At 37.9% G+C, this 14283-nt stretch carries 13 protein-coding genes and 2 pseudogenes; 5 read left to right on the forward strand and 10 right to left on the reverse strand.

The annotated features are described in order from the left end of the window. The first annotated feature begins 353 nt into the window (after positions 1-353). Positions 354-1625 carry a Y-family DNA polymerase gene (locus tag HX13_RS13760; protein ID WP_050021589.1) on the forward strand — a complete coding sequence of 424 codons (1272 nt, stop codon included), beginning with the start codon at positions 354-356 and terminating at the stop codon, positions 1623-1625. Between the two features lie 61 nt (positions 1626-1686). On the opposite strand, the gene HX13_RS13765 is transcribed toward HX13_RS13760, so the two are convergent. The 6 genes and pseudogenes from HX13_RS13765 to HX13_RS13785 all read right to left on the reverse strand — a co-directional run bounded on the left by HX13_RS13765 (position 1687) and on the right by HX13_RS13785 (position 6611). Then, complete coding sequence (locus HX13_RS13765; protein WP_238555343.1) at positions 1687-2331, reverse strand: YdeI/OmpD-associated family protein; 645 nt, start codon at positions 2329-2331, stop codon at positions 1687-1689. Then, complete coding sequence (locus HX13_RS13770; RefSeq protein WP_316931320.1) at positions 2306-3151, reverse strand: serine hydrolase; 846 nt, start codon at positions 3149-3151, stop codon at positions 2306-2308. The genes HX13_RS13765 and HX13_RS13770 overlap by 26 nt, the downstream gene beginning before the upstream one ends. Beyond that, positions 3141-3440, reverse strand: coding sequence for a hypothetical protein (locus HX13_RS24375; protein ID WP_238555344.1), 300 nt, complete (start codon positions 3438-3440; stop codon positions 3141-3143). The genes HX13_RS13770 and HX13_RS24375 overlap by 11 nt, the downstream gene beginning before the upstream one ends. Before the next feature lie 129 nt (positions 3441-3569). Next, entirely contained in the window at positions 3570-4133 is a 564-nt protein-coding gene (locus HX13_RS13775; protein ID WP_128572419.1) for a hypothetical protein, read from the reverse strand. Positions 4134-4501: 368 nt separating this feature from the next. After that, a pseudogene (locus HX13_RS13780) lies at positions 4502-6044 on the reverse strand (glycine--tRNA ligase). Between the two features lie 96 nt (positions 6045-6140). Further along, entirely contained in the window at positions 6141-6611 is a 471-nt protein-coding gene (locus HX13_RS13785) for a hypothetical protein (protein WP_050021591.1), read from the reverse strand. Positions 6612-6947: 336 nt separating this feature from the next. On the opposite strand from HX13_RS13785, the gene HX13_RS13790 reads away from it, so the two are divergent. Next, on the forward strand, positions 6948-7643 hold the full coding sequence (locus tag HX13_RS13790; RefSeq protein WP_050021592.1) for a pseudouridine synthase: 696 nt from the start codon (positions 6948-6950) through the stop codon (positions 7641-7643). Positions 7644-7819: 176 nt separating this feature from the next. Beyond that, positions 7820-8858, forward strand: a pseudogene (locus tag HX13_RS13795) (quinone-dependent dihydroorotate dehydrogenase). Positions 8859-8892: 34 nt separating this feature from the next. Here HX13_RS13795 and HX13_RS13800 read toward each other — a convergent pair. The 3 genes from HX13_RS13800 to HX13_RS24385 are packed head-to-tail and all read right to left on the reverse strand — an operon-like array spanning position 8893 to position 11041. Continuing rightward, positions 8893-9777: a hypothetical protein gene (locus HX13_RS13800; RefSeq protein WP_050021593.1), complete on the reverse strand. Its 885-nt coding sequence runs from the start codon at positions 9775-9777 to the stop codon at positions 8893-8895. 18 nt (positions 9778-9795) lie between these two features. Beyond that, a complete protein-coding gene (locus HX13_RS24380) occupies positions 9796-10551 on the reverse strand; it encodes a DUF445 domain-containing protein (protein ID WP_238555345.1) in 756 nt (251 codons plus the stop codon). A gap of 1 nt (position 10552) precedes the next feature. Then, on the reverse strand, positions 10553-11041 hold the full coding sequence (locus HX13_RS24385; RefSeq protein ID WP_238555346.1) for a DUF445 family protein: 489 nt from the start codon (positions 11039-11041) through the stop codon (positions 10553-10555). Between the two features lie 181 nt (positions 11042-11222). On the opposite strand from HX13_RS24385, the gene msrB reads away from it, so the two are divergent. Further along, on the forward strand, positions 11223-11669 hold the full coding sequence (msrB, locus tag HX13_RS13810; protein WP_128572420.1) for a peptide-methionine (R)-S-oxide reductase MsrB: 447 nt from the start codon (positions 11223-11225) through the stop codon (positions 11667-11669). Positions 11670-11884: 215 nt separating this feature from the next. Beyond that, complete coding sequence (locus tag HX13_RS13815) at positions 11885-12550, forward strand: murein L,D-transpeptidase catalytic domain family protein (protein ID WP_238555347.1); 666 nt, start codon at positions 11885-11887, stop codon at positions 12548-12550. 337 nt (positions 12551-12887) lie between these two features. On the opposite strand, the gene fabF is transcribed toward HX13_RS13815, so the two are convergent. Further along, positions 12888-14129 carry a beta-ketoacyl-ACP synthase II gene (gene fabF / locus HX13_RS13820; RefSeq protein ID WP_050021595.1) on the reverse strand — a complete coding sequence of 414 codons (1242 nt, stop codon included), beginning with the start codon at positions 14127-14129 and terminating at the stop codon, positions 12888-12890. Positions 14130-14283: the final 154 nt, after the last annotated feature.

A 14283-nucleotide genomic window follows, 5' to 3' on the forward strand; every position in this document is an offset into this window, starting at 1 on the left:
TACAGGGTCTTTGCGACGAAACTTGACGTGTTTGATGAAATTTTTTTAACAATTTCAATCTTTTTGTTGAAAGTTATACTTTCGTAATGATGATGAGCTTTATAAGTTCTTATTGAAGCTCTGATAAGATTGAGCTATTCTTGCATTGATGCAAGACAGCTGAAGAGGATTCATTGTCAAAAAAAATGTTTTTGAACACAAAACTAGCAGGTTAATGCGACAAAACATGTCGCATTTTAAAAGATCATTCATTTGTTTTTCAATATGTTAAATGTGATGTTAATTCTGGTCTAAAAGATTTTTTTATTCTTTAAAAACAATAATTTTGTATAGACATTTACAACACAATTGCTATGTATGCCCTGGTAGATTGCAATAATTTTTTTGTTTCCTGTGAAAGGACCCTGGATCCTGAACTTGAAGGCAAGCCCGTTGTGGTTCTTTCCAACAACGACGGATGCGTTGTGTCCAGAAGTAAAGAAGCAAAAGACCTGGGCATTCCCATGGCTGCCCCGGCTTTCAAATACAAGGAGCTCTTTCAGAAGCATGATGTGAAAAGTTTTTCTGCCAAATTTGAGCTGTACAATTATAAAAGCCAAATGGTTATTAATATTGCCAAATCCTATGTATTGGAACATGAGGTTTACAGTATTGATGAGCTCTTCCTTGATCTTACGGGCTATAAGTATATTGACATCCACGAATATTGTCTTAAAATTAAAACTGAGATCTATGAGAAGGAGAGCATCCCTGTAAGCATAGGTATTGCCCCTACAAAAACCTTATGTAAAGTGGCTAATAGAATTGTAAAAGATTTCCCGGAAAATTTTAATGGAGTTTATCTCCTGGATACTCCTGAAAAAATTGAAAAAGCACTAAAATGGCTGCCAATAGAAGCTGTATGGGGAATAGGAAGAAGATTGGCAGCTAAGATGCACGATAATGGGGTGTACAAGGCATGGGACCTCCTTCAGAAGCCGGAAATGTGGGTACGGAAGATTATGGGGATCCATGGGGTAAGGATGATTAATGAGCTGAAAGGGATCCGGCAATTGGAGCTGGATACTCCTGCTCCCAAAAAATCCATAGCAGTAACCAGAAGTTTTATGGAGATGCTGACCAGAAAGGAGGAGGTGAGAGAACGGGTGGAAACTTTCGGAATGTACTGCTCTGAAAGGCTCAGAAAACAAAATACGTGCTGTAAAATGATCACCGTTTTTGTGCAGACCAACCGCTTCAGAAAGGATCTCCCTGAATACAGGAATGCCATGACCCGTATCCTTTCCAATCCTACCAATTCCTCTATTCTGATAGGAAGGGTAGTGAATGAACTTTTTGAAGCAATCTATAAAGACGGCTTTCATTATAAAAGAGCAGGTGTTATCGTCAATGATTTTGTGCCAGAGGATCAAAGACAAATCAGCCTGTTTGAAGAAGATATACAAAACCAGCATCTTCCCGTTATGAGAGCTATGGATGCTATGAACCGGAAATACGGTAAAGATAAGGTCCGCCTGGGAAGCATGAGTGGTGAAAATACTTTTGGCCGTGCAAAACTTTCCCCGGAATATGAGGCCTTCTTAAAAAACAATATTTTGCCTGAAGCCAATTTCAGGTTTCATTAATCTTTAAAAGGTCGATAGTCTTAGGAAAAGGAATAATTTCTTTTCCTCATGAGTTTTTGTGTTATTTTTTTTCGTACTTCCAATTACGACCTTTACCTTCAGCCATCCATTCCAAAGACTGTTCTATTCTTTTATTACGTGTAGCTTCTGTTTTCGCTTCAGTAATCCAGGAGATATATTCCTTTCTGAATGATGGGGATGCTTTCTGAAAAACTTCCAACGCTTTTTTATTAGTATCTAAGGCAGACTGAAAATAATCAGGAACTTCCATTTCCATTTTGGAAGGAGCTGCCTTTTTCATGGTAACCCCCATATCTGTAAGTTCCATGGCTTCTTTGATAGCCTTTTTGAGCTGATGTCTGGAAGGGAGATCTTCCATTTTGGTGATTTTTCCCAGACTGAACATCGAGCTTTTTTCAGCAGAAGTTTCCAGTTCTTTCAGCGTTTTCATTTCCTGATGAAGCCAGAATCCAAGGCTGCAATACTGCTTGAAAGAAGTAATAGAGCAGAGTATTTTTCCTTTATACATGAAAGTGGGAAACTTCCATTTGATAGTTTCTTCCGCATCCGGACATACTTCATGAATCATTTCACGGAGGTAGGTTAAGATGGGTTTAGCAAAATCCGGAGATTTTTCGATGTATTCATCAACTTTTATGCTGTATTGCTCTGTCATATATTTATTGGAATAATTGTACGGTTTCATTAACGAGGAATTTTACCTGGTCAGGTCTTCCTCTGTCGTTTTTAGGACTATTGAGATAGCTTCCCGTTCTCACAATGACCATATCATAGTCAGGAACTACAATAATGTATTGTCCTTGTAATCCCTGGAAATAATAATGCCTGACCGGATTATCATTATTGATCCAGAGCCCCATTCCATATATCCCTTCCGATTTCTCTGTAGGAGTCCTCATCTGCTCAATAAAGTCTGTATTGAGAACCTGTTGATTTTCTGATTTGCCGTCATCTAAAAAGAGCTGTCCCAGTTTGGCAAAATCCCGTGCATTGGAGTGGATACAGCAATAGGTTTTTTCCATGCCATACCCGTCTGTACTCCATTTGGCATTTTGTTCCATTCCCAAAGGGATCCAGAATTTTTCGGAAAGATAAGTTGCCAATGGTTTTCCTAAGGCTTTTTTCAGAGCGAATCCGAGAAGCTGGGTAGAGCCGCTTTGATATTCAAACTGTGTTCCGGGTTCTTGTTTAAACTTTCTTGAAAATACTGCCTTCACCAGGCTTCTTCCATAATAGGCTTTTGCATTAGGCAGAAATGGGTTGTTGTAATTTTCATCCCAATCAAGCCCTGCTTCCATTTGGGCCAGGTTCTTAAGAGTGACCAGGTCTCCAAATGTTTTCTCTTTAAACTCAGGATACAGATTGGCCAGCCTTTCATCAATGGTTTGAATGATGCCTTCTTCCAGAGCCTTTCCCAAAAGCATGACGGTAACGGCTTTTGCCATAGAAAAAGAATTGGTTTGTGACAGCTGATTATATCCTTCCCAATATTGCTCATGGAGAATCCTTCCTTTTCGGTATCACTACAAAAGCTGCTGTTCTGGAATGTTTTAAGTTTTCAACTAAATGTTTAGGTAATTCTTTTTTGTTATATTCAGGATCCTCTTCCCATAGCTTAGGAGATTCCGTTACAATAGGATTGCCGGGAAAAAGATTCCCGTCATCAATATAGGCGCTTGATTTTCCTTTAAGATACGTTTTGGAAATTCCGCTGAATAAATAATCGTATCCCATAAGATAAGCAGCGGCAGCACCGGCTATGGCACCTCCTATCATGTACTTCAGTATTCTCATATTATTTGTGAATCGTCTTCAACAAATGTAAAATAATTTGGTTAGAAAAATGAAAATGAATGGATAAATGATTAAATAAAAAAAGCCCTGAAAGAATTCCAGGGCTATATATTGTGATACAATAAAGAATTACTTATTATATTCGTAAAGATAAGTATGCTCATTGGTTCCGAAAGAAGAGCTTGTATACTTCATTACCGATTTGGTAGGATAATTGGCGGCATTAAGAGTATGAGTTCCTTTGGTTTGAGTTGTTCCGCTCACGGCTCCTGTATACTTCCCGTTTGCTGTAGCCAGATTGCTGTAAGCCACTTCGCCGTCTCCAAGAGAGAACATATCCATTTTCACAAAGCCTTTTACATTTTTCATAGGGTGGTTATTTCCGTCATAAGTAAACGTAGTACTGTATGTCGTTCCATTATGTGTATAAGTGCTGGAAAGCAGGTTCCCGTTAGCATCAAGATAAATATCTTTCTCTACGTATTGAATGTTTGAATACGTCCCTGTAGCCGGGTCATAGGTAACGGAGTGGAAATCATTGAGCTTTATATGGTTGTCACTCAGATATTGATAATTTTCTGTGTAAACCAATGTCCCTAGCTGGTGTTTATCGGTTACTTTTTCAGAAACCAGTTTTCCGTTGGAATAAGTAAACTCTCTCATAACCTGCAGTACGCCATTCTTATTATACACTTCCGTTTTTACAATATTATCACCGTCATAAGTATATACTGTCTTTTTATTGTCTGTAACATCAAGGGATTCGGTTATTTTAGTTCCGTTGTACTTATATTCTATAACATAAGATTGGCCATCCTGAGTAAGCTCAGTCGATTTTTTTTAAGAGGTAAGGAGTAGTATCATTGTTATTGTTGTTTGAGATATCATCATTTGATGAGCTACAACTTGAGATCACTGCTATCGCTAGTGATGAGATAATTAATTTCTTCATGGTTATAATTAGTTTTTTTTAAGCTGCGTCAAAAAATAATCATTTTCACAATATGAATATACTTTTTTTTTGAAAATGAAAAAGCCCTGAAAAAATCAGGGCCTTTATACTATATTTTTGAAAGTAAATTTCTGAAGTTGGTTTTTTCATCAATAATCCTTCTCAATTCTGACACCGGAACTCTTTCCTGTTGCATCGTATCCCTGTCTCTGATGGTAACTGTATGATCTGTTAAAGAATCATGATCTACTGTGATACAATATGGAGTACCGATGGCATCCTGTCTTCTGTAACGTTTTCCGATAGCATCTTTTTCTTCGTAGAATAAGTTGAAATCGTATTTCAGGTCATTGAAGATTTTTTCTGCATATTCCGCCAGTCCGTCCTTCTTCATTAATGGAAGAATAGCAGCTTTGATGGGTGCCAGAGCCGGAGGTAAAGATAAAACAGTTCTTTCCGAACCGTCTTCCAACACTTCGTCTTTTAAGCAGTGCGAAAAGATAGAAAGGAATAATCTGTCTAATCCTACAGAGGTTTCCACTACATAAGGAACATAGTTTTCATTTCTTTCAGGATCGAAGAATTGTAATTTTCTTCCTGAGAATTTCTCATGAGCCTTCAGGTCAAAATCCGTTCTGGAATGAATACCTTCCAGTTCTTTAAAACCAAATGGGAAATTAAACTCAATATCTGCCGCAGCATTGGCGTAGTGAGCCAGCTTCTCATGGTCATGGAATCTGTAGTTTTCATTCCCTAATCCTAAAGCCAGGTGCCAGTTCAGACGTTTCTGCTTCCACTGCTCGTAGAATTCAAGTTCCGTACCCGGAGCTACGAAAAACTGCATTTCCATTTGCTCAAATTCACGCATCCTGAAAATAAACTGTCTTGCCACGATTTCATTCCTGAAGGCTTTACCAATTTGTGCAATACCAAAAGGAAGCTTGTGACGTGAGGTCTTCTGTACATTCAGATAATTCACAAAAATACCCTGTGCAGTTTCCGGTCTTAAGTAAAGGTCCATAGCATTTTCAGCAGAAGCTCCAAGCTTAGTTCCGAACATTAAGTTGAACTGTCTTACCTCGGTCCAGTTTTTAGAACCCGTATCAGGATCAGCAATTTCAAGCTCCTCAATCAAAGCCTTTACATCAGCAAGGTCTTCATTTTCCAATGACTTTGCCAATCTTGAAAGGATAGCTTCTCTTTTCGCCCTGTACTCCAGAATTTTGGGATTCGTAGCCTCAAATTGAGCCTTATCGAAAGCGTCCCCGAATCTCTTCGCTGCTTTTTCGATTTCTTTACTCTCCTTATCTTCTATTTTCGCACAGTAATCTTCCACCAAAAACGTCTGCTCTGAAACGTTTCTTAGAATCTTTATTATCAATCAGTGGATCGTTAAAAGCGTCTACGTGGCCGGATGCTTTCCAAGTGGTCGGGTGCATTAGGATGGCCGAATCAATACCCACAATATTCTCGTTAAGCTGTACCATAGCTTTCCACCAGTATTGCTTGATATTATTTTTGAGTTCGGCCCCGTTTTGTCCATAATCATAAACAGCGGATAACCCATCATAGATCTCACTCGAAGGGAAAATAAAACCATATTCTTTAGCGTGAGAAATCACTTTCTTGAAAACATCTTCTTGCTTTGCCATAATTTTTTTACGTCTGATGTGCAAAAATAGCAAATTGGATCCAAAATCATGAGATTCAACAAAAAAAGCAGTTAAAAAACTGCTTTTTAAATATTTTTAGAAATTATAGCTTAACGCAATACCGTTTCCCCGGATATCAAGCCTGTAGGACGTGACCTTTGACTCATCAGATCCTGCCCCCTGATTTTGGGTATCGACTGCTTTTTTTAAATTCTTCCCTGCACTAATGGCAAAAGGAATTCCTACTCCTACACAGCCAAGGCCTATACCAATAAGCCCCCAGCCGCCAGCTTGCTTTTCTTTATAGGCAATACCATTACGGTATACTGTTTTATTCCTCAGTAGCTCCTTTGCAAGCCCGAAACCTATAAAACCGCCACCTACAGCTGCAAAAACCTGTGAAACAGTACTGTTGGTATTGGCTTTTTTCATATACGCCAGTGCTTCGGGATTGGTAAATACTTTTTTGTATTCGGAAAATTTATATTTCTGATCACCTTTAATAAAAAATTCCCGGTTGGTCTTACCTAATTTAAGAGAGTCGGAAACCTGGGCTGATGTTGACATAAAGAATAAGCTTACCAATAAAAGCGCTTAAAAAAGTTTTTCATGATTAATTTTTTTGCGAAAATATTAAAACTAATAAAGATGTTAGCTGAGATTTATCAGGAACCGGGACCTGTTTTCGTTACTCGCTTTTTCCGGGATTAGGCGCGGCGGCTCCGCCGCCGCGCCTAATCCCGGAAAAGAAGAAAGGCCGCTCAATCAGAGCTATTGATTTTAGTTTGCTTACAAAACCTAACGGGTTTTTAAAACCCGTTAGGTTTAGAATAACAATGATCTCTTACATTTTTAAAGTTTCTAATGAAACAAGAATCAATCGAAAATCTCTACTTTTGCTCCATGTTAGAAATCCTTTATCGTGACGAGCATATTATCGCCATCAACAAACCCAGCGGATTATTGGTTCACAAATCTTTTTATACAGGAGAGGCAGATACTTATGCTATTCAGGAATTAAGAAGACAAATCGGGCAAAAAGTTTATCCTGTGCATAGGTTAGACCGCAAAACTTCGGGTGTTTTGTTGTTTACCTTAGATAAAGAGATGTTGAGAATCATGAGCGAACGTTTTGCAACCCGGGAAGTGGAAAAAAAGTATATTGCTATTCTGCGAGGCTGGGCGAAAGAAGAAGAGACCATCGATTATGATCTGATCAATGAAAATGAAGTCAGGCAAAATGCCATTACGTATTATCATCTTTTGCAAAAATCAGAAATTGATTTACCTTTTTTAAAACATCAGACTTCAAGATATTGTTTAGTGGAAGCTATTCCTGAAACAGGGAGATTTCATCAGTTGAGAAAACATTTTAAACATATTTTGCATCCCATTTTAGGCTGTCGCAAACACGGCTGCAATAAACAGAACAAATTGTGGCTCCAAACATTCGGTATTAACAAAATGACACTGCATGCTCACCAATTAATTTTCAATCATCCTGTTACCAATGAAAAAATGATCCTGAACGCTACTGTAGATGAAGAGTTCAAAAGAGTAGGAGAGATTTTGAATTTTGATTTGGGCCAGTATTCTTAACTTATTCAAGAAGAAGCATATCCTTGACAAGGATTATTTCGAACAAGGATTATCTCAAAAATTTACTGCTGTTTTCATCTCTTATAGATAGTGTATATCATACAATTTTGATAAAACATCTAGGATAATCTATGTATTAATTTTAAAATGAGTAATTTTGTAAAACTTTTTTTTCAATGTACAAATCGCTCATTCGCCCGATTCTTTTTAAATTTGATCCTGAAGAAGTTCATCATTTTACGTTTTCAATGCTAAAAAATTTTTGGATTTCTTACCAGATTATTTTTCCCAAAACCTATTGAAGACAAGCGTCTGGAAAGAGAAGTTTTCGGATTGAAATTTAAAAATCCTGTGGGATTGGCTGCCGGTTTTGATAAAAATGCAGTTTTGTTCAACGAATTGGCTGATTTGGGGTTCGGCTTTGTAGAAATCGGAACGGTAACACCAAAGGCTCAGGCTGGAAATCCGAAGAAGAGATTATTCCGTTTAATCGAAGACGGGGGAATCATCAACAGGATGGGTTTCAATAATGATGGTCTTGAGGCCGCTATTGAAAAACTGAAATCCAACAAAGGAAAAATAATCATAGGAGGAAATATCGGGAAAAATACAGACACAAGTCCTGAAAACTATACCCGCGATTATCTTGAATGTTTTGAAGGCCTTCATCCCCATGTAGATTATTTTGTACTCAATGTAAGCTGCCCGAATGTGGGTAGTCACGCAAAACTTGAAGATGTAGATTATCTGCGCGAATTGATTACGGAAGTAAAGAAAATCAATCAGTCAAAATCTGTACAGAAGCCTATTCTCCTGAAAATTGCTCCAGATCTTAACAACAATCAGTTAGATGAAATTGTCGAACTGATCGCAGAAACCAAAATCGATGGTGTGATTGTCTCCAATACTTCTGTCAACAGAGATGGGCTGAAAACCCCTCCTGAAGTTCTGGAACAAATAGGAAACGGAGGTTTAAGCGGAAAACCAATTCGTGAAAGGAGTACAAAAATGATCAGATACCTTTCCGATAAAAGCAACAGGGCATTCCCGATCATTGGAGTAGGAGGTATTCACTCTGCGAAAGATGCGATTGAAAAGCTGGACGCAGGAGCGAGCCTTATACAGCTTTATACAGGATTTATTTACGAAGGCCCGGAATTGATTAACGACATCAATAGGGAGCTTCTGAAAAGAGCGAGCAGATTACCAAGATAAATATCAAAAAGAGAGTTCAGCCACGGACTCTCTTTTATTTGGATTTTGTAATAGCAGCATTTCTGACATCCACTGTAAATGAATATCCCGGGGAGGATGAGGTTTTCTTAACACTGAACTTTAATGTTTTGGCGTCTTTTGATGAAGAAGATATTGTATTATAAATCGATTCCCTGCAGCTTTCGGTAAGGAATTGTTCATAATTTTTATAGTTCCAGTCTTTAGTAAAATATAAGACCCTGTAGCCTTTTTCTCCGTCACTGGCACCACACATCCCACAGTAATTAAAGTTGGAAACCTGCTCAAAATAGAGCAATACCCTGTTCCCGGAACTATCTGATGCCGTGGATACCAGGCTGTTTCCGCCGGCCCGGTTGATGATGTCAAAAGTATTGATCTTTTTATTGTTCGGGAGAAGTAAATAATTGTTATACCGATAGATCATACTGTTTTTGGTATAGAGCTTGGCCTGTTGAGGTTGATTCCCTAGTGTAAAGATTCCCTGAATGTCATGGCCTGATGCTGATCTTTTAAAGGTAAAGCTTTCGGCGGGACGGAATTTTTGAGCGATACTGTCTGTTTTTTCAACCCATCTTGGAGAAGTTATTTTTTCTTTAAAAGCCTTGGCTTGCTGCTGTTGCTTTTTGCCAAAATAATAGAGCAATAGATCTCCTTCATCATACACTCCGGTTAATGGAATTTTCTTTTGATACTTATCATAATAATACCATCCTTCCACGAAATGCTGGTACTGGTTACAATCTATAACCCCTGTATAATTCAGGTGCAGGGTAATGGGGATACCGGAAATTTCTCCTTTAAAAACCTGTGAAGAATCTGTCACTGATTTCAGCTCAACCTTTTGGCTGAAGCAAAAGATGAAAATCCCCGAAAGGAATAGAGTAAAAGTTTTTTTCATGGTTAATGATCAGGGGTTTCAGATGAAGAAATGGGCAACAGTATAGATGAGTAAACCTACCAGGCCTCCTACTAATGTTCCATTAACGCGGATAAACTGAAGGTCTTTTCCTACTTCCAGCTCCAGTTTTTCACTCAGCTCTTTTCCTTGCCAGTTTCCTACCGTGGTACTGATGAGGTTTCCAAACTGGTGGGTATTTCTGAGTATATATTTGTAAGCAGTTACCCGTACCCAATGATCAATTTTATTCTGAAGGTTTTCATCCGTTTTTAAATTCTGTGAAAATTCATTCAGGTTTTTCGTCAGATAATTTTTCAATGCTGAATGCGAATCCTGAAGTTCTTTCATCAAGGTCCGCTTAATAGAGATCCATATGTCATTGGAATATTCTTCCAGTTTGTCATTCTTTAAAAGCCCGTTTTTAATGGTTTTAAACTCATCTTCCCATTTAGGATCTTCTTTCAGGTCAACCGAAAACTCATGGATTTTTTGTGTGATTAATGCTCTTACCTCATGTTGGGGGTTTTCTTCAATTTCTTTAAAGAATTCTGCCAGTCCATCAGCGATCTTATCAGCTATTTTATTATCTACAAATGACGGGACAAAGGAGTAGCTGCCTTTTTTCACACGTTCTTTGATCATTTCATCATTTTCAAGAATGTACTCTTTAATCTGTTTTGAAAGATTAGTAATAATCCTCTGATGGTCATTTTTCTCCAGAATATAATTGATTCCGTTTCCTACCACAGTATTAAGCTTAACATCATCAGTCATTTCAGAAACTTTTTTTGCTGATAAACTGGCTTACTGTGGAATCATCAAGCCTGTTAAGAATATCAAGTACAATATCGGAAAGATTTTTAATCAGGATATCCTGGTTTTTTTGTTTACTCATCCATTCTCCGACGAAGCTGGATACTTTGAGCTTTTGAATATAGGGACGAATATTCTGTGGAGAAAGAAAATTGCTGACTACAAAACTTCCCAGATTGTCCCCAAGTCTTTGCTTACTATTTTCAATCAGATTGGTATGAGGAATCGGAAGTCCCAGCGGATGGCGGAACAGAGCGGTTACAGCGAACCAGTCTGCTAGTGCCCCTACCATGGCTGCTTCAGCAAAAGCCCGTACATAGCCGATCCAATGGGAATTATCAGACTTCTGTACAATAGTTGTTACAATGAAAATAACAGCCATCAGAACAAATAGCCCCGTTGCAAATGCTTTATATTTCCTAAGTTGTTTTCTTTTTGCTTCGTCATTCATATTCTCAAATTTACTAAATTTGGTTATGAAACTATTTACTATTAAACTCAAAAGTCATAAAAATTTATTTTTAAAAACTTTACAGCACTTACCCGGTAATGAAATTTTTTAGTTTCAGGTATCATATTAATTTTTTCTGCAAGCATGCGAGCAGAAGCATCAACCTATTAAAATGACTCTTATGGAAAATACAGAAGCAAAAAATAATCCATACTATTCCAGAACAGATACTGCCAAATTGAACATTTCCAACGAAGAATGGAAAAAGATACTGGCTCCCGATTTGTATGCTATTGCCCGGGAAGCTGCTACAGAAAGGGCTTTTACCGGAAAATACAATGAATTTGATGAAACCGGAGAGTATTATTGTGCCGTTTGCGGGAACCATTTATTCCGCTCTACTTCGAAATTTACAAGCAGTTGTGGCTGGCCAAGTTTTTTTGAAGCGGATAAAGAAGGAGTGTACTATAAAAGAGATCAGTCTTACGGAATGGATAGGGTAGAAGTCCTTTGCAAAAGATGTGACTCTCATCTGGGACATGTTTTTGACGATGGGCCAAAGCCCACAGGATTGAGATATTGCATGAATTCCATTAGCCTGGAATTTGCCCCCGATACTCAAAAATAAGCCTTTAATTCACGAAATCAGGACGTTAAAGTTTCTTAAATTCAGTTAAACTTTTTAGATTTATAACTGGCTGGTAACGATGTTTTTATAATTTTGCCCCACTAATCTGGAATTAATATATTATTGAATGAAAGGACTTTATGGCGTAATAGGCCTTGTATACATGGTTACGACGTCATTCTACATTTCTCCGAAAGCGGTAGTGAAGAATGAGCATGTCAAAACAACAAAAAACTGAAAGAGTAATTGAAACGAAATCTGAGAAGAATACAAGCATATCTTCATCAGAAGCACTATATCAATCCATTGCATTTGACCCGGAACACGAATTAAATTATGAGGTTTTCTCAAAAGCATTAACTGGTTTTGAAAATTTAAAGAAAGCAGGATTGCTTAACCAGGATTCGCATTTATTAACTATCTGCGATTTTTCTATGTCTTCCAATACAAAAAGGCTTTGGATTATTGATATTAATGATAAAAAAGTATTATTCAACTCATTGGTTGCCCACGGAAAAAATACAGGCGAAGAATTTGCGACGAATTTTTCTAACAGGGAAAGTTCGTTGCAGAGCAGCTTAGGTTTTTATATCACGGATGCAACCTACCAGGGAGACAACGGATATTCTTTAAGACTATTGGGAATGGATAAAGGATTTAATGATGCGGCGTATAGAAGGGCAATTGTCATGCACGGGGCAGATTATGTAAGTGATTCCTTTGCTGCGATGCACAAAAGAATTGGAAGAAGCTGGGGATGTCCGGCAGTTCCTAAAGAACTTACACAGCCCATTATTAATACGATAAAAGGAAGAAATCTTCTGTTCATCTACTATCCCGATCAGAATTATCTTTCCTCTTCGGAATGGTTAAAAGCATAAGAAAAGAAGCAGTCGGTGAGACTGCTTTTCTGTTTATATATGAATTGAATGCAGCATATAGTTGTGTGTATATTGGGTTCAAAATCATTAACTACAGATTTTAGCAGATCTGCACAGATGTTTATGCTTTAATTAAAATTATTAATGGAGATTCATTTTTCTAAAATATGAGGTCATTGTTATGCGTTATCATCTGTGAAAATCCATGTCCATCTGTGATTAATAAAAAACTTTCATACAATCTACCTTCAATAACTAAAAGTTTGTGCTATCTACGAGAGCAAATAAAAAATCCCTATGCAGAAACATAGGGATTACAAATATTTTTATTTCAGAATTAGCTGAATTTTTTGAAAACAACAGTTGCATTGTGTCCACCAAATCCAAAAGCATTACTCAAAGCAAATTTGATCTCTTTTTCTTTCGCTTCTCCGAAAACGATATTGATATCCTGAGGAATATTCTCATCAATGCTGTGCAGGTTGATCGTTGGAGGAATAATTCCGTTTTGAATAGCTTTGATTGAAAGAATCGCTTCTACTGCTCCGGCAGCACCCAATAAGTGTCCGGTCATAGACTTCGTTGCACTGATATCAAGGCTTTTACTTCCTTTGAATGCATTATTGATCGCTTTCAATTCAATCAAATCTCCAAGAGGTGTTGATGTAGCATGCGGGTTAATATAATCGATGTCTTCCATATTGGCACCGGCTTCTTTTACGGCTAATTGCATAGCTTTTATAGCTCCTGCTCCTTCCGGGTGAGGTGCTGTCATGTGATAGGCGTCTGCCGTCATGGCTGCTCCTGCTAATTCCGCATAGATTTTCGCTCCTCTGGCTACAGCATGCTCATATTCTTCAAGAACCAAGGCTCCTGCACCTTCACCCATAACAAAACCATCCCTCTCCGCATCATAAGGACGGCTTGCAGTTGTGAAATCATCATTTCTTGTAGACATGGCTTTCATAATGGAGAAACCTCCTATGGAAGCCGGTGTGATCGCAGCTTCAGAGCCTCCACTGATAATGACCTTTGCTTTTCCAAGACGGATATAATTAAAGGCATCCATCAATGCTGTATTTCCTGTGGCACAGGCAGAAATCGTTGTATAATTGATTCCCTGAAGTCCATATTTCATGGAAATCATTCCTGAGGCCATATTCGCAATGAACTTGGGCACGAAAAACGGATTGAAGCGTGGCGTGCCGTCCCCTTGTGCAAAATCCATGACTTCCTTTTCAAAGGTCCACATACCCCCTTGTCCTGTACCCCAGATAACTCCGGTATCAAACGGATCCATTTTCTCCAGCTCCAGCCCGGAATCCTGAATGGCCTCTGAGGAAGCATACATTGCATATTGAGTGAATAGGTCACTTCTTTTAATTTCGTTGTGCGTAAGGTGAATTTTAGGATCAAAGTTTTTTACCTCACAGGCAAAGTGCACTTTAAATTTTTCAGAATCAAAATGAGTAATTAATCCTGCTCCGCTCACACCTTTAATACTATTTTGCCAAAAATCTTCAACATTATTTCCCAAAGGCGTCACAGCGCCTAATCCTGTAATGACAACTCTTTTCATATTTTAGTTATTAATTTTAATAGATTGATTTTTATGAGTAAAACCGATTTACCCATACCTGCATAATTTCGGTTGCAATATTATCATTTTTCTTCCGCTATAGACTAATAATTGTCCATATTATTTATTGCATAATAAAAATTACCTTTAGAAA

The sequence above is a fragment of the Chryseobacterium sp. P1-3 genome, assembly GCF_000738495.1.
Taxonomy (GTDB): domain Bacteria; phylum Bacteroidota; class Bacteroidia; order Flavobacteriales; family Weeksellaceae; genus Chryseobacterium; species Chryseobacterium gallinarum.